The sequence below is a fragment of the Glycocaulis albus genome (genome assembly GCF_014639075.1).
Lineage (GTDB): Bacteria > Pseudomonadota > Alphaproteobacteria > Caulobacterales > Maricaulaceae > Glycocaulis > Glycocaulis albus.
The window spans coordinates 1-20,928 of sequence record NZ_BMFS01000013.1 but is presented as its reverse complement, the minus strand read 5'-3'; the positions used below and the strand labels follow the sequence as shown (position 1 = coordinate 20,928).

The 20,928-nt window shown below is 63.5% G+C and carries 22 protein-coding genes; 14 read left to right on the top strand and 8 right to left on the bottom strand.

The window, feature by feature from the left end:
* Positions 1-160 precede the first annotated feature (160 nt).
* From IEV75_RS12240 to IEV75_RS12225, 4 genes are all read right to left on the bottom strand, one after another.
* Positions 161-1,219, bottom strand: coding sequence for a ribonucleotide-diphosphate reductase subunit beta (locus IEV75_RS12240; RefSeq protein WP_188452865.1), 1,059 nt, complete (start codon positions 1,217-1,219; stop codon positions 161-163).
* Between the two features lie 428 nt (positions 1,220-1,647).
* Positions 1,648-2,859: a beta-ketoacyl-ACP synthase I gene (fabB, locus tag IEV75_RS12235; RefSeq protein WP_188452864.1), complete on the bottom strand. Its 1,212-nt coding sequence runs from the start codon at positions 2,857-2,859 to the stop codon at positions 1,648-1,650.
* A complete protein-coding gene (gene fabA, locus IEV75_RS12230) occupies positions 2,856-3,392 on the bottom strand; it encodes a 3-hydroxyacyl-[acyl-carrier-protein] dehydratase FabA (protein WP_188452863.1) in 537 nt (178 codons plus the stop codon). The genes fabB and fabA overlap by 4 nt, the downstream gene beginning before the upstream one ends.
* A gap of 161 nt (positions 3,393-3,553) precedes the next feature.
* Positions 3,554-4,150: an SH3 domain-containing protein gene (locus IEV75_RS12225; RefSeq protein ID WP_188452862.1), complete on the bottom strand. Its 597-nt coding sequence runs from the start codon at positions 4,148-4,150 to the stop codon at positions 3,554-3,556.
* A 103-nt stretch (positions 4,151-4,253) separates the two neighbouring features.
* Here IEV75_RS12225 and IEV75_RS12220 point away from each other — a divergent pair, with 103 nt between their 5' ends.
* Together IEV75_RS12220 and IEV75_RS12215 are read left to right on the top strand one after the other, a co-directional pair.
* Complete coding sequence (locus tag IEV75_RS12220) at positions 4,254-5,153, top strand: MBL fold metallo-hydrolase (RefSeq protein WP_188452861.1); 900 nt, start codon at positions 4,254-4,256, stop codon at positions 5,151-5,153.
* Positions 5,128-5,352, top strand: a complete 225-nt coding sequence (locus IEV75_RS12215; protein ID WP_188452860.1) for a hypothetical protein — start codon at positions 5,128-5,130, stop codon at positions 5,350-5,352. Before IEV75_RS12220 ends, IEV75_RS12215 begins: the two co-directional genes overlap by 26 nt.
* Here IEV75_RS12215 and IEV75_RS12210 read toward each other — a convergent pair.
* Positions 5,349-6,209 carry a LysR family transcriptional regulator gene (locus IEV75_RS12210; protein ID WP_188452859.1) on the bottom strand — a complete coding sequence of 287 codons (861 nt, stop codon included), beginning with the start codon at positions 6,207-6,209 and terminating at the stop codon, positions 5,349-5,351. The two genes, IEV75_RS12215 and IEV75_RS12210, sit on opposite strands and share 4 nt — an antisense overlap.
* A 95-nt stretch (positions 6,210-6,304) precedes the next feature.
* Between IEV75_RS12210 and IEV75_RS12205 the strand changes: the two genes are divergently transcribed.
* A complete protein-coding gene (locus IEV75_RS12205) occupies positions 6,305-7,099 on the top strand; it encodes a sterol desaturase family protein (RefSeq protein ID WP_188452858.1) in 795 nt (264 codons plus the stop codon).
* Positions 7,100-7,101: 2 nt separating this feature from the next.
* Here IEV75_RS12205 and IEV75_RS12200 read toward each other — a convergent pair whose 3' ends face one another.
* On the bottom strand, positions 7,102-7,866 hold the full coding sequence (locus IEV75_RS12200; protein WP_188452857.1) for a DUF6065 family protein: 765 nt from the start codon (positions 7,864-7,866) through the stop codon (positions 7,102-7,104).
* A gap of 123 nt (positions 7,867-7,989) precedes the next feature.
* Here IEV75_RS12200 and rlmN point away from each other — a divergent pair, with 123 nt between their 5' ends.
* From rlmN to IEV75_RS12150, 10 genes are all read left to right on the top strand, one after another.
* Positions 7,990-9,147 (top strand): dual-specificity RNA methyltransferase RlmN, encoded by a 1,158-nt coding sequence (gene rlmN, locus IEV75_RS12195; RefSeq protein WP_188452856.1) that lies wholly within the window; start codon positions 7,990-7,992, stop codon positions 9,145-9,147.
* A 69-nt stretch (positions 9,148-9,216) separates the two neighbouring features.
* Positions 9,217-9,579, top strand: coding sequence for a hypothetical protein (locus IEV75_RS12190; protein ID WP_188452855.1), 363 nt, complete (start codon positions 9,217-9,219; stop codon positions 9,577-9,579).
* Positions 9,576-10,061, top strand: coding sequence for a hypothetical protein (locus tag IEV75_RS12185; protein ID WP_188452854.1), 486 nt, complete (start codon positions 9,576-9,578; stop codon positions 10,059-10,061). Before IEV75_RS12190 ends, IEV75_RS12185 begins: the two co-directional genes overlap by 4 nt.
* Entirely contained in the window at positions 10,051-11,376 is a 1,326-nt protein-coding gene (locus tag IEV75_RS12180; protein ID WP_217981344.1) for an RsmB/NOP family class I SAM-dependent RNA methyltransferase, read from the top strand. Before IEV75_RS12185 ends, IEV75_RS12180 begins: the two co-directional genes overlap by 11 nt.
* A gap of 56 nt (positions 11,377-11,432) precedes the next feature.
* A complete protein-coding gene (rpe, locus tag IEV75_RS12175) occupies positions 11,433-12,095 on the top strand; it encodes a ribulose-phosphate 3-epimerase (RefSeq protein WP_188452917.1) in 663 nt (220 codons plus the stop codon).
* A gap of 10 nt (positions 12,096-12,105) precedes the next feature.
* The gene (locus tag IEV75_RS12170) at positions 12,106-13,848 is read left to right on the top strand and encodes a heparinase II/III family protein (protein ID WP_188452852.1); all 1,743 of its coding nucleotides are present in this window, start codon (positions 12,106-12,108) and stop codon (positions 13,846-13,848) included.
* Positions 13,849-13,884: 36 nt separating this feature from the next.
* A complete protein-coding gene (gene purH / locus IEV75_RS12165; protein ID WP_188452851.1) occupies positions 13,885-15,480 on the top strand; it encodes a bifunctional phosphoribosylaminoimidazolecarboxamide formyltransferase/IMP cyclohydrolase in 1,596 nt (531 codons plus the stop codon).
* Complete coding sequence (locus tag IEV75_RS12160; protein WP_188452850.1) at positions 15,480-16,316, top strand: dienelactone hydrolase family protein; 837 nt, start codon at positions 15,480-15,482, stop codon at positions 16,314-16,316. The genes purH and IEV75_RS12160 overlap by 1 nt, the downstream gene beginning before the upstream one ends.
* Before the next feature lie 62 nt (positions 16,317-16,378).
* The gene (locus tag IEV75_RS12155) at positions 16,379-16,999 is read left to right on the top strand and encodes a putative pterin-binding protein (RefSeq protein ID WP_188452849.1); all 621 of its coding nucleotides are present in this window, start codon (positions 16,379-16,381) and stop codon (positions 16,997-16,999) included.
* Positions 17,000-17,089: 90 nt separating this feature from the next.
* A complete protein-coding gene (locus IEV75_RS12150; protein ID WP_188452848.1) occupies positions 17,090-18,619 on the top strand; it encodes an alanine/glycine:cation symporter family protein in 1,530 nt (509 codons plus the stop codon).
* A 2-nt stretch (positions 18,620-18,621) separates the two neighbouring features.
* On the opposite strand, the gene IEV75_RS12145 is transcribed toward IEV75_RS12150, so the two are convergent.
* Both IEV75_RS12145 and IEV75_RS12140 read right to left on the bottom strand, forming a co-directional pair.
* Entirely contained in the window at positions 18,622-19,449 is an 828-nt protein-coding gene (locus tag IEV75_RS12145) for a heme-dependent oxidative N-demethylase subunit alpha family protein (protein ID WP_188452847.1), read from the bottom strand.
* A complete protein-coding gene (locus IEV75_RS12140; RefSeq protein WP_188452846.1) occupies positions 19,443-19,889 on the bottom strand; it encodes a VanZ family protein in 447 nt (148 codons plus the stop codon). The genes IEV75_RS12145 and IEV75_RS12140 overlap by 7 nt, the downstream gene beginning before the upstream one ends.
* On the opposite strand from IEV75_RS12140, the gene bioB reads away from it, so the two are divergent.
* A complete protein-coding gene (gene bioB, locus IEV75_RS12135) occupies positions 19,888-20,865 on the top strand; it encodes a biotin synthase BioB (protein ID WP_188452845.1) in 978 nt (325 codons plus the stop codon). The two genes, IEV75_RS12140 and bioB, sit on opposite strands and share 2 nt — an antisense overlap.
* The last annotated feature ends 63 nt before the right edge of the window (positions 20,866-20,928 follow it).

The window sequence follows — 20,928 nt, the reverse complement described above, 5'->3', positions numbered from 1 at the left end:
AAGCGAAGCGCAGAGCCGGGAGCCGGAGATCATAAGGCTCAGTCAGTTGCCAATCAGCTCTGGGTTCCGGCCCGCGGGAACGACGAGGTGGGACTATAACCCGGCCAGCAAAAAAGGGCGGGTTGCCCGCCCCTTTTCAGTACTGGATAGGCCGTAGCCCCTACTCGGCCAGTTCGGCCTGTGTCGGCAAAGTACGCTTTTTCGAGACCCAGTTGTCGAAGTTCGACCACACGCCGTCATCGCCGTGCCAGTCGCCCTTGGTCGCGCCCTTGGAGTATTCGGTGGCGCGCGCCTCGAAGAAGTTGGCGTGCTCCACCCCGTTGAGGATCTCGGTCAGCCAGGGCAGCGGGTGCTCCTTGGCGCCATAAACGGGCGGGAGTTTGAGCTGTTGCAGGCGCCAGTCGGCGATATAGCGGATATACTGCTTGATATCGTCCGGCGTCATGCCTTCCACCTCGCCGGCTTCAAACGCCAGCTCGATGAACTTGTCTTCAAGGCTCACCACCGTCTTGCAGCAATCGATGATGTCGTCCTTGACGGATTGCGTGTAAGCGCCGGTTTCCTCGGCGAAGGTGTGGAACATTTTCATCATGCCCTCGCAGTGCAGCGATTCATCGCGCACCGACCAGGACACGATCTGGCCCATCCCCTTCATCTTGTTGAAGCGCGGGAAGTTCATCAGCATGGCAAAGCTGGCAAAGAGCTGCAGACCCTCGGTAAAGCCGCCAAACACCGCCATGGAGGTGAGGATGTCGCGGTCGGTCTCAACCCCGAACTTGCCGAGATAATCGTGCTTGGCCGACATCTCCTGATACTCCATGAAGGCGGAGAATTCGGTGTCGGGCATACCAATGGTCTCAAGCAGCAGCGCATAGGCCGCGATATGGACCGTCTCCATGTTGGAGAAGGAAGCCAGCATCATGCGCACTTCAACCGGCTTGAAGAGCGGCATGTAGTTTTCCATGTAGTTCGCGCCCACCTCCACATCAGACTGCGTGAAGAAGCGGAAAATCTGGGTGAGCAGATTGCGCTCGCCATCGGTGAGCTTAGTCGCCCAGTCCTTGCAGTCCTCGCCCAGCGGCACTTCTTCGGGCAGCCAGTGCACCTGCTGCTGGCGTTTCCAGTACTCATAGGCCCACGGATAGCGGAACGGCTTGTAGGCAAAGCTGGGCGTCAACAGGCCGGGGCGGTCGCTGGAAATGATGTGGCCGGTGCTCATGGCGAATGCGGATCCTCTTGTCTGGCGCGTGCCGGGCGATGGTTGGGCGAGATGCTGATTCAGGCAAGGCGCGTGTTTGCCGCGCCGTCAGCGTGAATCACATCGCGCCCCTCCCTCAACATCTAGATATTGTGGTTAAGCGAATACTAACGTCCACCCCTAGTGTGCGCCGGGCGTGAAAATGTGATGAGCATGACGGTGGAAAAGTGGGATTTTTGCTGGTGCTCCGCCCATCACCCGCCTGCGCGGGGACAGGCAAGCCGGGCCATGACAACAATAGACGCGAGTGGAACTACGCGTTTCCCCGACGAAAGTCGGGGCCCAGAAAAAGATGGGGCACCGGCATGCGCCGGTGAAACGCAAATATTGGCCGGTTCAAGGGGTGTGGGTCCCGGCTCGGAGGCCGGGAACCCGGTTTAAGCGCCCGCTCAAACCTTCGAGAAGATCACCGTGCCATTGGTGCCGCCAAAGCCGAACGAGTTGGAGAGGGCCGTGGTGATCTCGGCCTTCGTGGTCTCCGTCACGATGGGAAGGCCATCGAATTCGGGGTCGAGATTGTCGATATTGATCGACGGCGCGATGAACCCGTCGCGCATCATCAGGAGGCAGTAGATCGCTTCCTGCACACCGGCGGCGCCCAGCGAATGGCCGGTCATCGACTTGGTGGCCGAGAGCGCGGGAACATTGTCACCGAACAGCTCGCGCAGCGCGCCCATCTCCTTGATGTCGCCCACGGGCGTGGAGGTGGCGTGCGGGTTGATATAGTCGATTGTGCGCCCGCCCGCCTCGGCAATGGCGTTCTGCATGCAGCGGATCGCGCCCTCGCCCGAGGGCTGGACCATGTCATGGCCATCGGACGTCGCGCCATAGCCGACAATCTCGGCATGGATTTTCGCGCCGCGTGCTTTCGCCCGCTCATATTCTTCCAGCACCAGAATGCCCGCCCCGCCCGCGATGACGAAGCCATCACGGTCCTTGTCGAAGGCGCGGCTCGCGCGCTCAGGCGTGTCGTTATAGCCCGAGCTCATCGCGCCCATGGCGTCAAACAGGTTGGAAAGCGACCAGTGCAGCTCCTCGCCGCCGCCGGCGAACATCACATCCTGCTTGCCCCACTGGATCTGCTCGGCCGCCGCGCCAATGCAATGCAGCGAGGTGGTGCAGGCCGAGCTGATCGAATAATTGATCCCCTTGATCTGGAAGGGGGTGGCGAGCGTTGCAGAACCCGTCGAAGCCATCGCCTTTGGCACCGCGAACGGGCCGATGCGGCGCGGACCCTTGTCGCGCGTGATATCGGCAGCGGTGACAATGGCCTCTGTCGAGGGGCCGCCCGTGCCGACGATCAGGCCGGTGCGCGGATTGGAGACATCGCCCGGCTCAAGGCCCGCATCGGCGATGGCCTGCTCCATCGACATATAGGCCCAGCCTGCCCCTTCGCCCATGAAGCGCATGGCGCGCTTGTCGACATGGTCGGCCGCCTTCACCGGCGGGCGGGCATGCACCTGGCACTTGAAGTTCAGCTCGGCGTATTCGGGCGCGGCTATCACACCGGACTTGCCGGCTTTCAGCGCTGCAGCGACCTTTTCCTTGTCTTCCCCGATGGAAGACACGATGCCTATACCGGTTACGACGACACGTCTCATGCAGACGCTCCTGACTGGTTCATCTCCTCGGGCTTGAACAGGCCCACGCGCAGGTCGGTTGCGGTGTAGATCACCTTCCCGTCCGCCTCGACATGGCCATCGGCAAGCCCGAGCACAAGCTTGCGCATGATGACGCGCTTGAGATCAATCACGTAACGCACATTCTTGACGTCCGGGGTCACCTGGCCGGTGAATTTCACCTCGCCCACGCCCAGCGCACGGCCCTTGCCGGGCGCGCCCGACCAGCCAAGGAAGAAGCCGACCAGCTGCCACATCGCATCAAGGCCCAGGCAGCCCGGCATTACCGGATCGCCCTCGAAATGGCAGGCGAAGAACCAGAGATCGGGATTGATATCGAGTTCGGCGACGACCTGGCCCTTGCCATACTTTCCGCCTTCGCCGGAGATGTGGGTGATGCGGTCCACCATAAGCATGGGGGGAAGCGGAAGCTGGGCGTTGCCGGGGCCGAAAAGCCGGCCCTTTCCGCACTCGATCAGACCATCATAATTGAAGCTGGAAGGGTATTGGGACATGAGAGTTTCTGCCTGATGGGCCATTTGCGAGGCGGGCATGCATGCACGCCAGAGCGGCCAAGGGGTTTGACGGGCGGCGCGCAATGAACCGGCACCGGTTGATTGGCGGCAATCTAGACCGGGCAAAGTCCCTGTGTCTCCCCCTGATGCAGCCGGGCGCGCTAGAGGCCTGCACCGCCTTGCGCGGCTGCCGTCTCCTGCACCGCGCTGCGCGCGCCATTGCAGGGCGGGCCAGCAGCAGACTCAGGGTCCGGCGTAGCGGCCTGCTCATGTGCGTAGGTGCCCCACAGATGGCTCGCGATCACCCAGCCGCGCACGCCGTCGGACTCAAGGCGGCACCAGCCAGAACGGCACCGCTCCAGCCATAAAATCGCGCCGGGCTCTGCCCGCGCCGTTTCAGGCGATTCGACATCGGGGCGCGTGTGCAGCCCGGTTTCCTCGATGACATGCACCGCCCGGCGGCCAGAGAGCGTGCGCCGGTGCATCCAGCTTTCCTCGCCGTGCGGGTCCCGCACGCGGCGCCAGTTTTCCGTCTCGGCGACGATCTGCACCGGCAATCCCTGACGGCGGTAGTCCCAGCGCACCGGATGGCTGGTCGACGGGCCGATACGCCCGCGTACTTCGGTGAATTTCAAGGTCACGAAGCGTGGCACAGGCTGGCCCGATGGCGTGTCGCACGCTTGCGCGAACACAGGCGCAGCCGCCGCGAGCGCGGCGATTCCGGCAATCAGGAACGGGGCGAAAACGGAGCGGATCATCAGGCAGATGAAACTGGCGCGCTGTGGTGAATTCGAGGTTAAGCTTGGCGCCGGTACTTGCTGGCCCATGTATGCTGACGGACATTGAAAAACGGAGAACCCCATGCTGCGCACACTCACCACCACGCTTGCCGCCAGCCTTGCCCTGACTGCCGGGGCTATCGCCCAGGAAAACGGCTTTCAGACGACCGAGCTGGAAGACGGCATCTACATGATCGCCAATGACCGGGCGGGCAATGTGGGGCTTATCGAGGCGGGCGATCATCTGATCCTGATCGACACGCAGATGCCGCCTTTCCTCGATGATCTGGAAGCGGCGGTGCGCGGGGCGAGCGGCGGACGCACGCCGACGCTGGTCATCAACACGCATTTCCATGGCGATCATGTGCTCGGTAATGCGCATTTCGCGGCGCTGGGGGCCGGGATCCTCGCCCACCGCAATGTGGCCGAGCGGCTCGCCAACCCGGTCACCAGCCAGCTGACAGGCCGCACGCCGGCGGCGCTGGACGAGGCCTTCCTGCCCGATATCCTCGTCAGCGAGGCGATGATGCTCAGCCGCTTTGGTGTGACAGGCGAGGTGCTGCACTTTGCCAATGCGCACACCGATGGCGATATCATCGTCAATATCGCTGACGCCAATATCATCCATATGGGCGATCTGCTGTTTTCCGGGCGCTACCCCTTCATCGATCTGGATGCCGGTGGCTCGGTGGAAGGGTTCATCGCCGCGCTGGACGAAATCATCGGCTTTAGCGATGACGAGACCCGCTTTATCGCCGGTCACGGCCCGCTATCCACCCGTGATGACCTGATCGCCAGCCGTGACATGCTGATCGAGGGGCGCGCGCGCGTCGCCGCGCTGGTGGAAGAGGGCCATGATCTGGCAGCGATTCAGGAACAAAATCCGCTAAGCGACTTCCATGATGCGTGGAACTGGGGTTTCATCACCACCGAGCGAATGATCTGGACCTTCTATCGTGACATCACCGGCCTCACGCAATAGCCGCAAGCTGCCGCCCTTACGGGTGATGGTATTGCCCATAGGGACAGGGGTGCTGCTGGCGCTCCTGTTCACCCTGCTCATGGAGAGCTGGGTAGCGGGCGCAATTGTCGGCCTTCTGTTTGCCCTTGGCTTTACCGGCGTGCTGGTGATGACGGCGCAAGGGGCAGGCAAGAAGAAGAAAAAGACGCGCTTGCGTTAGGTCACCCCCTCAAAGCACGCACACAGGGCCTCGCGCGCGGCGCTGGCCGGGGCGTCGGCGCGCCAGATCAGGGCCGGGCGCACGACGAGCGCGGAGACCTCTCCCGATAATGGCACCAGAGCGTGCTCGGCGAGAATGCGCGCCATGACGGGCGCAGGCGCGATGAGGATATGGTCAGACACCGCGCAGGCGCGCGCCAGCACGCCATAATCATCGCAGACAATACCCGGCGCGCCCGCATTCCAGCCTAGCGGAAACTGGCGCAGGCGCTCTGGCGGCGTGGCCGTCGCGATGCGGAAATCCTCCAGCGGCGCACCGGCGAGCGCCGGGTGGCCGGGGCGGACGGCGGCGGCAAGGCTCTGGTCTGGCAGAGCGCGCGTGGCAAGGCCCGGATCGGCTTCATCATCACCCCGGTCGGCTACCACAAGGTCCAGTTCGCCGCGCCGCAGACGCTCGATCAGCTCTCCTGCGGCGCCAGAGCGCACGGTCAGGCGCGCAGCGTTGCCAGAGCCATAAAACCGCTTCACAGCGTCAGGCAGCAGGCTGAACGCCACAGCCGGACCGGCGCCAAGCCGGATCAGGCCATCGTCGCCCGAGCGCCAGCGCCTGGCCTCCGCCTCCATATCGCGCGCCTGCTGCACCAGTGCCCGGGCCCGCGGCAGCAGGGCTTCTCCCAGCGCGGTCAGGGTAAGGCGGCGGCCAGACCGCTCAAAGAGCGTTCCGCCAAGCGCACCTTCAAGCTGCGCCAGAGACTTCGTCGCCGCGGGCTGGGAAACATTGAGCACCCCAGCGGCCGCCGTGAGCGTGCCGGAATCGGCGCAAGCGATGAACAGGCGGGCATTACGCAGGGTGAGCATGAGCGCATCATGCCATCTGGTTATACTTCAATCAATTAATTGTATTGGAAGTTATGAATTGGCTCACAGATGGTGGCTTCAAAGGAGCCCCATCCATGTTCGACGAAAAGCTTGTCATTCCGGCCATTTTCATCGGCTTTGCGTGTCTGGAAATCCTGGTAGGGCGGTTCAGCCCGAAGGGCCGCGTGTCCCGCCGCGATGCCGTGATCGAGGGGGTCTCGACGCTGACCATCATCTTGTTGACCGTACCGGCGATCTTCGCGATTGCGCCGATACTGGTGGAGTGGGTGCGGCCCGGCTCTGAAGGCGCTCTCAGCACTCTGCCCTGGTGGGTAATGCTCGCCATTTTGCTGGTCGGCGACGACATGACCCAATACTGGTGGCACCGGGCGAGCCACACCTTCCCCTGGCTCTACAACCTCCACCGCGCGCACCATTCGGGCGGGTATATGAGCGTGCGCATCGCCTACCGGAACAATCTTTTCTACTATTTATTCATGCCGGGAATTTGGGTGTCAGCGGTGCTGGTCCATCTGGGGTTCGGCCCGGTCTATATCGCCTATCTGATCGTCAAGATGAGTGTGATTTTCGGCGCCCATTCCTCATGGCGCTGGGATGAGCCGCTCTACCGGATCAAGGCGCTCTCGCCGCTGATGTGGGTGATCGAACGCACGATCTCCACGCCCGCCACCCATGCCGCCCATCACGGCCTGCACAAGGAGGATGGGGTTACCCACTACAAGGGCAATTACGGCAATCTGCTCTTCTTCTGGGATGTGCTGTTCGGCACCGCCAAGATCACCCGGCGCTATCCCGAAACCTATGGCATTGAAGGGCTGGAGCCGGTCACCGCCGCGCGCGAACTCGCCTGGCCGCTGGTGCGGAAGTAGGCCTACAGCCCCTTCCCCGGCTTGGGCTCTGATGGTTTGAACTCGGCCACCCGCACTTTCGTCTTGTGATCGGCGGGGCCTTTCTTTCCGTCCGGCATCAGGCCGCGATAATAGCCTTTCTGCCATTTTTCCTCTGCCGCTTCCTTGTCGCCGGTTTTCAGGCGGCCGGCAAAATCCTCGCGGCTTTCCCGCCAGTTATTGAGCTGTTCCAGCGTTTTCGGATCGGAGTGAATGGCGCGCAGTTCCGGCGTGATCCGGTCAAACAGATCACGGCGCACGGGGAAGAAATGGGCCACCGCCTCGCCAGCCTCGAAGCGCACCTCGCCGGGCCTGGTAAAGCGCCAGTTCATGGTGAAGGAATAGGGGCTCCAGTCGGTCTCGATCACGCCGGAGAGCGGCGCAATCCCGTCCTTCACGCCATTGACCGGGCCGGTGACCCATGTGTTCCAGCCGGGCGGCGTGCGCAGCAGGAAACTCATCTCGAAGGTGAGGATGCCGGAGCCGAAATTGGTCATCGCGCTGCCCGGCTGGTGCATGGTCAGCGGATCATCGAGGATAACCTCGACATCCTCCACCCGCACCCCGCCATTCCAGCGCGCGGTCAGCCCTGTCGGCGTGAACACCTCCCAGCCATGCTGGTTGGCGACCGCCAGCGGCAGGCAGCGATAGGCAAAGCTTTCGGGCGTATCATCCATCCACTGGCGGCGGCCGGAAGCGGCGCGGATGGTGGGCGCCTGCGCGGCGAGGGGATGGCAGAGGAGTTTCATGGAACGATCAAATCACGAAGCTGCGAAAGAGCGCAGCCTAGCGCGGCCTCCGGAGAGCGGGAAGGCGTATCCCGCACCCTACGCCCTCGCATTTTCGCCCCGATTGGCGTATATCGCGCGGCCATGAGCACGACCCTTGATCTATCGGCCGCCAGGCGGCCCGCCGTGACGCCGTCCCTTGCCGGGATGACGCGCAACCAGATTCGCGATTCCCTCATCGCCACGGGGCTGGTCGACGAGGCAAAGGCGAAGATGCGTTCAGGCCAGATCTGGCGCTGGGTCTATCAGTACGGCATCACTGATTTTGCCGCGATGACGGACATCTCCAAGGAGCTGCGAGAGCGTCTGCCTGAGCATTTCACCCTCGCCCGTCCGCGCATCACTGATCGTCAGGTGAGTGTCGATGGCACGCGCAAATACCTGATCGAGCTGTCACCGGGCGTGGAATGCGAGACCGTGTTCATTCCCGGTGTGGGCCGGTCCGGCGCTCTGTGCGTGTCCAGCCAGGTGGGCTGCACGCTCAACTGCACTTTCTGCCATACCGGCACGCAGGCGCTGGTGCGCAATCTGACCGCCGCAGAGATCGTCCAGCAGGTGCTCATCGCCAAGGATGATCTGGCCGAATGGCCGAGCCGGCTGGAAGACCGCCAGATCACCAATGTGGTGTTCATGGGCATGGGCGAGCCGCTCTACAATCTCGATCATGTCTCTGATGCGATTGACGTGATCTCGGACGGTGAAGGCATCGGCATTGGCCGCCGCCGCATCACGGTTTCCACCTCCGGCGTGGTGCCGAAAATCGAGGAGCTGGGTGCACGCACCAACACCATGCTGGCGATCTCCCTGCACGCTACCAATGACGGCTTGCGCGACGAGCTGGTGCCGCTGAACAGGAAATACCCGATTGCCGAGCTGATGGACGCGATCCGCGCCTATCCTGAGCTTTCCAACTCCAAGCGGGTAACGTTTGAATATGTGATGCTCAAGGGCGTGAATGACTCGCCCGGCGAAGCCAAGGCGCTGGTGCGCCTGCTGCAGGGCATCCCGTCCAAGATCAACCTCATCCCGTTCAACCCGTGGCCGGGCTCGCCTTACGAGTGTTCCGACTGGGCGACGATCGAGCGCTTTGCCGACATCGTGAACAAGGCGGGCTATGCCAGCCCCATCCGCACGCCCAGAGGCCGCGATATCCTCGCCGCCTGCGGGCAGCTGCGCTCTGAAAGCGTGAAACAGCGCGCCAGCGAAAAGCGCCGTCTGGAGAGAGAGGCTACCCAACCCTAGCGCGCTTACCCATATACTCAGGGATCGAATTGCGTAATCTTGTCGCCGTCGAGAGGTTTGGAGCCTGCCATGTCAACCGCTGTAAACACGAAAGATATTGAGCTTCGTGCTGCTTTGCGAATTTTAAGGACGGCATCGCATGCCAGCCGACGCCGTCCGGACTACCTCCACAACCTGCTAGTTGGGATGAACAGTTGGGATGCCAACTATGTTCAGTTGAATTTATACGTAGAATTGGATGAATTCAAATCCTGCAAGTCCGACTGGCAAAGTTTTGCTAGTGACTTTTACGCCTCACTATACAATTCTGTCAATTCCATTGACAGCGGCGCCTCGGATTTCAAAAAAATATTGTCTGTAATGATAAAAAATTACAGTCGGCACTCAGACGCCTCTGAACAGCTTTCGCTTCCATTGGAGCAAGCTGAATGAATGAAGATCATATTGCCGACGCAGACAAGCGCGGCTTAGAGAAATTGAGTGAAGAGCTTTCGGCTGAGACGGGAGAAATCATTACAGCTGAACAACTTGCGCAAAACCCGGCTCTTATGAGCATGATGGAAATGACGACGGGTGCCTATCCACCGCCTTCGATGTTGAGAGACTACAAAGCACTGGACGAAGAGCTGTTCAGAGAAATCGTTCGGGGGGCCGTGGCCCAACGCGACCACCGATTGGAAATCGAACGAGCAGAAGCCGCTCAGTCCCGCAGTCTTCGCAGATGGGGGCAAATATCCCAGTTTGGTCTGGGCTTTTTTGCGTTGGCAATCGCCGCGTTGATGAAGGCTGTTCCGGCTTTTTATGGCATCGATACGGGCTGGGCTGTTCCTGTCGCCATCGCCGTCCTCGGTGTGGGCGGGCTTCCAGCAGCAACTATTATGGCTCGTGTTTTTACTGGGCGGCGTGACAATTAAGCCTGCCACTCGCCCCAGACCCCGTCCGCTCTCCGCCCGCGAGGCGGCGCTGAACGCGTTTCTCACCATGGAGGCTGATGGCACGGCGCTCGATAGCGCGCTTGCCGGTCAACCCGGCTACAAGGCCATGGAGGCACGCGACCGGGCCTTTGCCCGCGCGATTCTCTCCGCCGCGATCCGCCGCCGGGGCACGCTTGAAACCGCGTTCAACGCCTTTCTCGACAAGCCCTTGCGTCCGCGCGAACTGATGGGCCGGACGGTGCTGACCCTCGGCTCTGCCGAGCTTCTGGTCCTGCACACACCGCCCCACGCCGTGGTGGATGGCTGGGTGCGCATCATGGGCGCATCGGAAGACGGGCGGCGCCTCAAAGGCCTGACCAATGCCGTGCTGCGCCGGGTGTCGGAACGGGGAGCGGAGGCGTTCCTCGCCGCTGATCCGCTGACCGACCTGCCAGACTGGCTGCGCGCGCGCTGGTGCGAGATTTACGGCGAGGAGACGGCGCGCGCGATGGCGCTGGCGCGCGCAGGGGCACCACCTCTGGACCTGTCCTGCAAGCCCGGTTTCGATGCTGCAAGCTTTGCCAGCGAAATCGGCGGCACCCTTCTTCCCACCGGCACGGTGCGCAAGGACGGTATTGGCGATGTCACCGCCCTGCCCGGCTTCGAGGCCGGAAACTGGTGGGCGCAGGATGCAGCAGCGGCGCTGCCGGTAAAGCTGCTGGCACCCAAGGCCGGCGAGCGCATCGCCGATATCTGTGCGGCACCGGGCGGCAAGACGCTGCAACTGGCCGCAGCGGGGGCCGATGTCATCGGGGTCGACCGTTCCGAAAAGCGCCTGAAGCGCGTGAGCCAGAACCTCGCCCGTACGGGCCTGAAAGCCGACATCACCGCTGCCGATGCCACAAGCTGGCAGCCGCCGGAGCCACTGGATGCGGTCCTGCTGGACGCGCCGTGCAGCGCGACCGGCACGCTGCGCCGCCGCCCGGATGTGGCCTGGAGCAAGAGCGAGACTGATATCGCCAGCCTCGCCGCCCTGCAGGCAAAGCTGCTCGACAACGCCTTTGCCATGCTGAGGCCCGGCGGGCGGCTGGTCTATTGCACCTGCTCGCTGGAGCCCGAAGAGGGCGAAAACCAGATCGCGGCCTTCCTCATGCGCACGCCCGGTGCCAGCCGGCTGCCAGTCACGGCGGCGGAACTGCCAGGGCTGGCCGATGCCCTCACGCCGGAGGGCGATGTACGCACGCGGCCGGATATGTGGGAGAATGAAGGCGGGCTGGACGGCTTCTTCATCGCACGCCTGGTGAAGCCTGATTAATCCTGACTGGCAGGGCCAGCTTGCCCTTGGCGGGGGGCGCTGATATGCCCGTTACCATGGCGCGCACGGTCAAGATTTCACCTTCCATCCTGTCAGCAGACTTCGCCCGGCTGGGCGAAGAAGTGAAGGCTATCGACGAGGCCGGGGCCGACTGGATTCATGTCGATGTGATGGATGGGCATTTCGTGCCGAACCTCACCATTGGCCCGGCCGTCGTGAAGGCGCTGCGCAGCTGGTCGGAAAAGCCGTTCGACGTGCATCTGATGATCTCGCCGGTCGACCCTTACATCGCGCAGTTTGTCGATGCCGGGGCCGACATGATCACTGCGCACCCGGAAGCGGGCCCGCATTTCCACCGCACCATCCAGACCATCAGGTCCCATGGCGTGAAGGCCGGTGCGGCCCTGAACCCGGCCACGCCTGCCGATGTGCTGGCGCCTGTGATCGAGGAGCTGGATCTGGTGCTGGTGATGAGCGTCAATCCGGGCTTTGGCGGGCAGAGCTTCATCGCCAGCCAGCTCAAAAAGATCGAAAATCTGCGCAGCATGATTGATGCAGCAGGCTCAGACACGCTGATCGAGGTCGATGGCGGCGTGAACCCGCAAACGGCACGCCAGTGCGTAGAGGCGGGCGCGGATGCGCTGGTGGCCGGCTCTGCGGTCTTTGCCGGCGGGCCGGAGCGTTACCGGGCCAATATCGAAGCCTTGCGCGGAGGCTGACACGGCGCCCATGGGCTCTCTCGTCACCAGCCGGGATATCGGTCAGGCCGCCCTTGGCGCGATGCGGCGCGAGTTCTCCGATTTCGCCAATTTCCTGCCGCCTTACCGCATGCTGTCGCTGTCAGCAGGAGGGGGCAGGCGCGCCCTGCATCCACTGGAGCCGCTTCCCGGCGGCGATGCTGCGCGCGGCGGCGCCCTGCTGGCCGGCCGGTTTACGCTGGGCGGCGAGACGCTGGGCGTGCCTGCCGGCGAGAGCGTGTGGGCCCTGCCCACACCGTCCCGCGGTTTTGCTGCGCGCCTTCACAGCTTCGAGTGGCTGCCCGACCTTCTGGCCGTACGCGGGGATGAGCCGAACGAGGCCGCCCTCACCCTTATCGATGACTGGCTGTCATGGTTCGGCCGGTGGAACAGCTTTGCCTGGAGCCCGGCCATTCTCGCCCGCCGGGTGCACATCTGGCTGCAGATCCTGCCATTGCTCGAGAGCGGAGAGGACCGGCGCGCCCGCGACGCCCGGCTTAAAAGCCTCGTGCGGCAAACGGCGAGGCTGCGGCGCGCACTCAAACTTCTGCCCGCCAGCGCCGACCGGATAGACGCCGCCATCACGCTCACGGCTGCTGCCATCAGCCTTGAGCTGGGGCCGCGCGCAAGGCAGGCAGGCGAACGTCAGCTGGTCAGCGATCTGAAATCGCAAATCCTGTCCGATGGCGGGCATGTCAGCCGCGCACCGCTGACAAGCGCCCGCATACTGGCCGCCCTGGTGCAGCTGGATGCGCTGGCGCACGGGCAGGGGCTGACGCTGGACACCGAGATACACCGGGCGATGGACCGGCTGGCGGGCGCGGTGCGCTTCTTCCGCATGGGCCCCAAGGGGCTGGCGTGCTTTCATGGCGGCGGCGAAGGATCGACCCGGCTGATCGAGACCGCGATGCGCGGGCGCGAAAAGGTGAAACCCTTCAATGTCGCGCCGCATTCGGGCTATCACCGCGCAGAAGCAGGCGGATCGGTCGTTATCCTTGACGCCGCGGGTCCGGCGAAGGGCGTGCATGGTGTCAACGCCCATGCCAGCGCGCTGTCGTTCGAGTTTGCGCCTCCGGGCGGACGCCTGATCGTCAATTGCGGCTGGAATGATGACCAGCCGCCCGGCTGGCGCGAGGCTGTGCGGGCAACGGCTGCCCATTCCACACTGACGCTGGAGGAAACCTCCTCGGCGCGCCTGATCAGGGCGGGCTGGAAGCGTAATCTTCTGGGCGAACGCTTTGAAACCGGCCCAGACCCGGTGCGGGCGCGGCGCAATGAGGAAGATGTCGGGGTATGGCTGGAATCCAGCCATGACGGGTACCGGGCCCAGTTCGGGGACGGCATTCGCCGGCGGCTGTTCCTGGCCGTCGATGGCGGCGATCTGCGCGGGGAGGACGGCATTTACCGCCCCGTGGAGGACGGCCCGCCAGACGATCCCGAAAAGCTTTTGAGCTTCGCGATCCGCTTCCACCTGCATCCGGGTGTGAAAGCCTCGCTATCACGCGATTCCTTAAGCGCGCTTCTGGTTCTGCCCAATGGCGATGGCTGGCGGTTCCGTACCGATGGCGGGCCTGTCCGGCTGGAGAGATCGGTCTATCTGGCCAGCGGGACAGCCCCGGTACGCTCCACCCAGCTTGTAATCTCCGGGGAAGCAGAATCCTACGGGGGAGGCGAGCGGCCGCCAAACCGTGTAAGATGGGCGTTCCAGCGCCTTGGTCGCGTCGGCGGGGCGTGATAGCCAGACGCCAGATTTGTATGGAGCATTCCCCTCATGTCGGATGAATTCCTTGCGCCGGTGCGCCGCGCGCTGATCTCGGTATCGGACAAGACGGGCCTTGTAGCCCGCGCCCGCAAACTCTCTGAGATGGGGGTGGAGCTGGTCTCCACCGGCGGCACCCTGGCAACATTGCGCGAATCCGGGCTGGAGGCGCGCGATGCAGCCGATGTCACCGGATATCCTGAAATGATGGACGGGCGGGTGAAGACCCTGCATCCGCGCATTCATGGTGGCCTGCTGGCCCGCCGCGACCGCGAGGATGATCTGGCTGCGATGGAAGAGCACGGTATTCCGGCCATCGACCTTCTCATGGTCAATCTCTACCCGTTCGAGGAGGCTGTGGCCTCCGGCGCGGATATCGATGGATGCATCGCCAAAATAGATGTTGGCGGACCGGCCATGATCCGCGCTGCTGCCAAGAACCACGCCCATGTGGCCGTATGCGTGGACGGTGATGATCTGGAGAGCGTCATCGCGGAGATGGAGAAGCAGGAGGGTCAGACCAGCCTTGCCCTGCGCCGTCATCTGGCCGCGAAGGCGTTTGCCCGCACCGCTGCCTATGACAGCGCGATTGCCGAGCGGCTGGCGGCTGAAACTGAAAATGCCGACAATCGCTTTTTCGCGATTGGCGGGACGCTGTCGCAAGGTTTGCGCTACGGGGAGAACCCCCACCAGAGCGCAACCCTCTATGCCAGCGCGGCACCGCGGCCGGGCATTGTCTCGGCGAAGCAATTGCAGGGCAAGGAATTGTCCTACAACAATCTGGCCGATGCCGATGCCGCCTTTGAGCTGGTCAGCGAGTTTGACGCGGAGGAACAGGCAGCCTGCGTCATCGTCAAACACGCCAATCCGTGCGGGGTCAGTGCTGCTGACAACCTCGCGACGGCCTATGATCGCGCGTTTGCTGCCGATCCGGTGAGCGCGTTTGGCGGCATTGTCGCTCTGAACCGCAAGCTGGACGCGGACACGGCGGACCTTATCGCCTCGCACTTCACCGAAGTGGTGATCGCGCCGGAGGCCGATGATGCGGCAATGGAAATCCTCGCCGCGAAGAAGAATGTCCGCGTGCTGGTGACCGGTGCCATGGCCGACCCGATGCAGCCTGGCTGGAACGTGAAATCGGTGGCGGGTGGTCTGCTTGTCCAGTCGCGCGACACCGGCCATGTGCTGGCCAGGGACCTGAAAACCGTAACCGAGCGCGCGCCGAGCGAGTCCGAGCTGGCCGACCTTCTTTTCGCATGGCGTGTGGTCAAGCATGTGAAATCCAACGCCATTGTCTATGCCAAGGGCGGCACCACGTCCGGCATCGGCATGGGCCAGACCAGCCGGCTGGATGCCGCCGTCCTCGCGGCGCGCAAGGCCGAGCTGGCGGCACAGGAGAATGGCTGGGACGAACCGCGCACGCGTGGCTCGGTATGCGCCTCGGACGCCTTCTTCCCGTTTGCCGATGGGCTGAACGCCGCCATCGAGGCCGGTGCTACCGCGATCATCCAGCCGGGCGGATCAATCCGTGACGAGGAAGTGATCAAGGCCGCGAACGAGGCGGGCCTCGCCATGGTCTTCACCGGCATGCGCCATTTCCGGCACTGATGTCCTGGCGGGGCACCCTTGCCGTTCTTGCAGCCGCGCTGCTTCTGGCGGCCTGCAGCAATCGTCCTGACACGCCCGATGAGCGCGCCGCCATGCTGGCGCCGCACATTGACGTGCTGATGCCCGAAGGCGCCGATGGGCCGGTACCGGCCGTGCTGATGTTTTCCGGCTGCGGGGGCGTGATTTCTGTCCAGAACGACTATGCGGCCATAGCCAATGAGATGGGTGTGGCGGCAGTGATCGTGGATTCTCACGCTGCGCGCGGGATTGGCCGCATGGGCGCACGCCTGACCGTGTGCACGGCAGCACGCATGCGTGGGGATGCGCGGGCGGGCGACGTTGTCGCGGCCCTCGCTCACGCCCGGTCATTGCCCGGCATAGATGCCTCGCGGCTCGCCCTGATCGGCTGGAGCCATGGCGGTTGGTCGCTGCTGGATGCCCTTACCTTTGCCGCTGACGGCACACCGCCTGAGGGACTGGACAGGATGCCCGGTGATGCGCTGGCGGGCGTGCGCTCGGTGATACTGGTCTATCCCTGGTGCGGGTTTCTGAGCCGGGCGCACGGCCATGACCTGCCCGGCGAGCCGCCCGTCTTCGCGTTGCTGGCCGGTGATGACGTGATTGCCTCGCCCGAGGCATGTGGCAATCTGTTCGCCGAACAGAACGCAGCAGGAGCCCGGGTTGACTGGCAGGTTCTGGATGGCGTGACACATGCATTTGATGCGCCCGAGGAGCCTTTTGACCCACGCATTCGTCACGATGAGGAGGGGACTGCCTACGCCCATGGCTGGTTTGCCGGGCGGCTGGCTGAAGACCTGCTGGACGCAACGCACTAGCGTTTGAAGGCACTCTCGCGCATGGTGGAGAGACCGGGACAGACACGACAGGGGAAGACCGGATGGGATGGCAGTTTGCGGCACGCGCCAGGCGTATTACCGTGGCGGGATTTGCGGGCCTCATGATACTCGCCTCCGGCCTGGCAATGACAGGCTGCGGCAGAGGGACGGTAGATCCCGATGCGATCGCCCGGACCGGCCCGGTCGTATTGGTGATCACGGGCGTTGATGAGGCCAACAGGGGCAGCCGGGCGGTTCCCTATGACGGCCTGTACGCGATTTACGGCATCGAGGTTCAAACCGCGCGTGGCTTTACGCGGCCGGAACTGATGGCCATGAGCTGGCGCCAGATCCGGGCTGATTTCCCCGCAGGCAGCGCGCCGCGCGTCTTTGACGGGCCGCGCCTTTCTGACGTCTTGCGCAGCGCTGGCCTGGAAGGGGCCAGTGTCCGCCTCACCGCATTTGACGGCTATGAAGCCGAGGTGCCGGCAGAGCTCATTGCCCGCCATGAACCCATTCTGGCACTTCGCGCTGATGGTGACCCGCTGGGTATTGGCGGGCTGGGACCTGTCATGCTTGTCTGGCCGCGCCTCACCCAGAGCGATCTGGCTGACATGAATGATGATCTGTGGCCCTGGGGCGTGTTTGCCATAACCCCCTATCAGCCAGCCAGAGCGCAATAGAAATTCAGCGCCATTTGCACGCGGGGGCTTCCCGTCTTGCATGCGCCTGCCTAGGGTCTTGCCAAAATCAGTTAATTCCGGGGAGCGGGAATGGACACTTTCTTCGACAATGTCACGATTTTCAGTGACTTCCTTTGGGGAGGCACGTGGGGCGACCGGCGCATCCTTGAGGTAGGTCCCATCACCATCGCCCTTCTGGGCACAGGTGTCTTCACCATGATCGTGCTGGGCGGGCGTCCGCTCAAACGGCTTTTCCCGGCATTTGCCGAGCTGTGGGCCGGTCGCAAAAAAGCCGGCGAGGGCGAGATCACGCCCTGGCAGGCCCTCTCGACCGCACTCTCCGGCCAGGTCGGCACCGGTAACCTTGCCGGTGTGGCCACCGCCATCACGCTGGGCGGTCCGGGCGCCATTTTCTGGATGTGGGTGACAGCCATTTTCGGCATGGCGCTCGCCTATGCCGAGTCCTCGCTCGCCGTGCGCTTCCGTGAGAAGCACCCTGACGGCCATTATCATGGCGGCCCGATGTACTACATCCAGAACGGGCTGGGCAAAAACTGGAAATGGCTGGCGGTGCTGTTCTGCATCGGCACCATCCTGTCGGCGCTCGCAACCGGCGGCGCGATCCAGGCCAATTCGGTAACGCAGTCGGCTGTCGAAGCCAGCACCTCGCTGGGTATCGACCTGCCGCGCTGGGTGGTCGGCGCTCTACTCGCCTTCCTCGTGTTTGTTGTGATTATCGGCGGCATCAAGTCCATCGGCACGGTTGCCGGACGCGTGGTGCCGTTCATGGCCGCAGCCTACATACTGGTGGCCCTGATCATCCTCATAACGCACGCCAATGAGATCCCGGATGCCTTCGTACTGATCTTCACCGAGGCCTTCGGCTTCAGGGAAGCCGCAGGCGGATTTGCCGGCTATGTCATCCTGGCGGCCATACGTGCCGGTGTGGCGCGCGGCCTGTTCTCCAACGAGGCCGGGCAAGGGTCTGCTCCGATCGCGCACGCCGCTGCCCAGACCAGCAATCCGGTCAAGCAGGGCGAGATCGCCATGCTGGGCGTGTTCATCGACACGATGATCATCTGCACGATGACCGCGCTCGTCATCCTCGTCGTGTCGGGCAGCTACGCCAACCTGGACGGCTCCATCGTGGAATTTGCCTGGCAGTCCGACGCCCTCCAGGCCTCGGCGATCACCACTGCCGCGTTTGCTGAAGGCATTTACGCGGGCGGCTGGATCATCCTGGCCGCACAGGCGCTCTTTGCCTTCACCACGATTATCGGCTGGTCCTATTATGCCGAGACCTCTGCCACCTACATTATCGGTGACTGGGCCGCACGTCCCTTCCGCTTTGTCTGGGTGGCTGTGGCCTTCCTCGGCACGCTGATCGTCAATGTAGACGGGCTATGGCGGGTTGGCGATGTCGCCAACTCCATGATGCTGTTGCCAAACGTCATTGCCATTCTGCTGCTGACCGGGGTCGTGGTGCGGTATACGCAGGAATATGACCGCAAGGGCATTGTGCCGCCGGCCTGGCACGGCGATACGCCGCGCGATGCGGACGGCAAGCCGGTCAACTCTCCCAAATCGGAGAGCGTGAAGGGCGAGAAGCCTGCCGGGTAAATTCAGGGCGTGGGCAGTGCTGCGGCCACCAGATGGTCCAGCACTGCCCATTTCTTGTACCCGCGTGCGACCCCATCTGCCGCATGCCAGGCCGCTCCCAGAGCGGCCTTTTCTTTGGGGTCAAGCGCCGCCAGCGGATCCAGACAGATGCGGATGGTGAACAGGACCGCACCGCTGTCCGGCAGCTTGGCAATCGTCTGGCGCTCCACGCGCACATGCAGAAGGTTGGCGGCCTCTTCGGGGGCGGCGGCAAGCGCCCGTGCGCGCAAGGGCGCCCCGTCGGGTGTGAATCGCTCATTGCCCGCCTGCAGGGTCCAGTTGAAGCGCTCCAGCACCTGTCCAGGCCGTACATGATCAAAGACGCGGGCAATGCGCGCGGCCAGACGGTCCCCGCCGGGCACCGGCGCATGCAGCTCTGCAAGCGTCTTTCCAGCGGCGTGCGGCAGGGAGAAGAAGGTGGGTGAGGTCAGCACGGCGGCCCCGACACGCCAGCCATCATCATCGGGCATCATCAGCACCAGATCGTCGCTGACATGATGGGCAAGCTGCCAGAGGGCTGGCGCCCCCGCCTCCGGCTCAGGCACGTCAAATCCGGTGTCACGCAGATGCGTGGCCGCCAGACCCACTGCTTCACCGGTAGCCGCAACGGCGCCCGCCGATTCAAAACTGGCGAGCGTCCGGTTTGCCAGCAGGCGGCGGCGCTCTGGCAGGCTGGCGGCCTCAGTATCGGGGATCAGCCACGCTCCGGGATCAATGGGTTTCAGGCTGACCGCAAAGCGTGGCGGGCCATCGCGCCATGGCGTGTAAGGCGGGCGCGCAAGCCCTACCATGGCTCACCGGCAAGGCGGCCCGCGATCCAGACCAGAACGAGGCCCAGCGCGATACCCACAGCGTCCACCGCCCAGTCATAGAGGGACATGGACCGGTTGATGACCGGCAGCGATTGCATAAGCTCTATCAGCCCGCCATAGGCCATGAGGACGGCAAACAGCCAGACCCGCTTCAGCTGTGGCCAGGCAGCACGGGCCAGCATGGTCAGCACGATGAAGGCCATCAGATGATTGAGCACGTGCCAGCCGAACAGGGCGGGCAGGCTGGAATCGCCCGGCCACAGGGCCAGTATGGTCGTCCCTGTGAACGCCGCCAGGAATAGCCAGCCCCACCAGGGAGTGAAAAAAACTGCCAGCCTGGCCGCCCAGCGCGCTTGAGGCCGCCTGCCGCCCTCTCCTAGTGTGCTGCCCTGATCATTTGAGGATTTGTACAACGTCATGACGCTTTCACTGCTCGACACGATTCGCGCTCCGGGCACGCCCCGTTCTGACTGGTCCCGCGAAGAGGTCAAGGCGATCCATGATGCGCCGTTCGCCGACCTGATGCATGCGGCGGGGGAGATCCACCGCATCCACCATCGCGCAGGCGAGGTGCAAAAAAGCCAGCTTCTGTCCATCAAGACTGGTGGCTGCCCGGAGGATTGCGGCTATTGCAACCAGTCGGCCAAGTTCGATACCGGACTGAAGGCCTCGAAACTCATGGATACGCAAACCGTGCTGGAAAAGGCCCGCGCGGCCAAGGCGGGCGGTGCCACGCGCTTTTGCATGGGCGCGGCCTGGCGCTCGCTAAAGACGCGCGATGAGCCGCAGATTTGCGCGATGATCGAAGGCGTGAAGGCCCTCGGCCTTGAGACCTGCATGACGCTAGGCATGCTGGAAGAGGGGCAGGCCGAACGGCTCAAAGAGGCGGGGCTCGACTATTACAACCATAATCTCGATACCTCGCCGGAATACTACGAAAAGATCATCACCACCCGCACCTGGGAGGACCGGATAGAGACGCTGGACCGGGTACGCCGCGCCGGCATCAAGGTGTGCTGCGGCGGCATTATCGGCATGGGTGAAGGCAAGGAGGACCGGATCGGTCTTCTGACTGAGCTGGCCCGGCTGGACCCGCATCCCGAAAGCGTGCCGATCAACCATCTGGTGCAGGTATCCGGCACGCCGCTCTCGGGTTCGGCCCCGCTGGACGGTCTCGATTTTGTACGCGCCATCGCCACGGCCCGGATCATCATGCCGCTCTCAGTGGTACGCCTGTCGGCGGGCCGCGAAGGCATGAGCCGGGAGTTGCAGGCGCTGTGCATCCTGGCCGGTGCGGGATCGATCTTTGTTGGCGAGGAATTGCTGACCACGCCCAACCCGTCTTTGACGCGCGATGCGCAATTGTTCGAGACGCTGGGGCTTGCGGCGCGCTAGGTTCTGTACCCATAAACGGGATTCCCAAATCAGCTGGGTCGTGATTCAAGCTCCTTGAAGGGA

Excerpts from the sequence above, each read along its gene's own strand:
- IEV75_RS12170 (WP_188452852.1), top strand. The coding sequence starts at position 12,106 with ATGGGCTCTCTCGTCACCAGCCGGGATATCGGTCAGGCCGCCCTTGGC.
- IEV75_RS12240 (WP_188452865.1), bottom strand. The coding sequence starts at position 1,219 with ATGAGCACCGGCCACATCATTTCCAGCGACCGCCCCGGCCTGTTGACG.
- IEV75_RS12155 (WP_188452849.1), top strand. The coding sequence starts at position 16,379 with ATGGGATGGCAGTTTGCGGCACGCGCCAGGCGTATTACCGTGGCGGGA.
- fabB (WP_188452864.1), bottom strand. The coding sequence starts at position 2,859 with ATGAGACGTGTCGTCGTAACCGGTATAGGCATCGTGTCTTCCATCGGG.
- IEV75_RS12220 (WP_188452861.1), top strand. The coding sequence starts at position 4,254 with ATGCTGCGCACACTCACCACCACGCTTGCCGCCAGCCTTGCCCTGACT.
- IEV75_RS12160 (WP_188452850.1), top strand. The coding sequence starts at position 15,480 with ATGTCCTGGCGGGGCACCCTTGCCGTTCTTGCAGCCGCGCTGCTTCTG.
- IEV75_RS12140 (WP_188452846.1), bottom strand. The coding sequence starts at position 19,889 with ATGACGTTGTACAAATCCTCAAATGATCAGGGCAGCACACTAGGAGAG.
- rlmN (WP_188452856.1), top strand. The coding sequence starts at position 7,990 with ATGAGCACGACCCTTGATCTATCGGCCGCCAGGCGGCCCGCCGTGACG.
- IEV75_RS12150 (WP_188452848.1), top strand. The coding sequence starts at position 17,090 with ATGGACACTTTCTTCGACAATGTCACGATTTTCAGTGACTTCCTTTGG.
- fabA (WP_188452863.1), bottom strand. The coding sequence starts at position 3,392 with ATGTCCCAATACCCTTCCAGCTTCAATTATGATGGTCTGATCGAGTGC.
- IEV75_RS12185 (WP_188452854.1), top strand. The coding sequence starts at position 9,576 with ATGAATGAAGATCATATTGCCGACGCAGACAAGCGCGGCTTAGAGAAA.
- purH (WP_188452851.1), top strand. The coding sequence starts at position 13,885 with ATGTCGGATGAATTCCTTGCGCCGGTGCGCCGCGCGCTGATCTCGGTA.
- IEV75_RS12200 (WP_188452857.1), bottom strand. The coding sequence starts at position 7,866 with ATGAAACTCCTCTGCCATCCCCTCGCCGCGCAGGCGCCCACCATCCGC.
- IEV75_RS12225 (WP_188452862.1), bottom strand. The coding sequence starts at position 4,150 with ATGATCCGCTCCGTTTTCGCCCCGTTCCTGATTGCCGGAATCGCCGCG.
- IEV75_RS12205 (WP_188452858.1), top strand. The coding sequence starts at position 6,305 with ATGTTCGACGAAAAGCTTGTCATTCCGGCCATTTTCATCGGCTTTGCG.
- rpe (WP_188452917.1), top strand. The coding sequence starts at position 11,433 with ATGGCGCGCACGGTCAAGATTTCACCTTCCATCCTGTCAGCAGACTTC.
- IEV75_RS12210 (WP_188452859.1), bottom strand. The coding sequence starts at position 6,209 with ATGCTCACCCTGCGTAATGCCCGCCTGTTCATCGCTTGCGCCGATTCC.
- IEV75_RS12145 (WP_188452847.1), bottom strand. The coding sequence starts at position 19,449 with ATGGTAGGGCTTGCGCGCCCGCCTTACACGCCATGGCGCGATGGCCCG.
- bioB (WP_188452845.1), top strand. The coding sequence starts at position 19,888 with ATGACGCTTTCACTGCTCGACACGATTCGCGCTCCGGGCACGCCCCGT.
- IEV75_RS12190 (WP_188452855.1), top strand. The coding sequence starts at position 9,217 with ATGTCAACCGCTGTAAACACGAAAGATATTGAGCTTCGTGCTGCTTTG.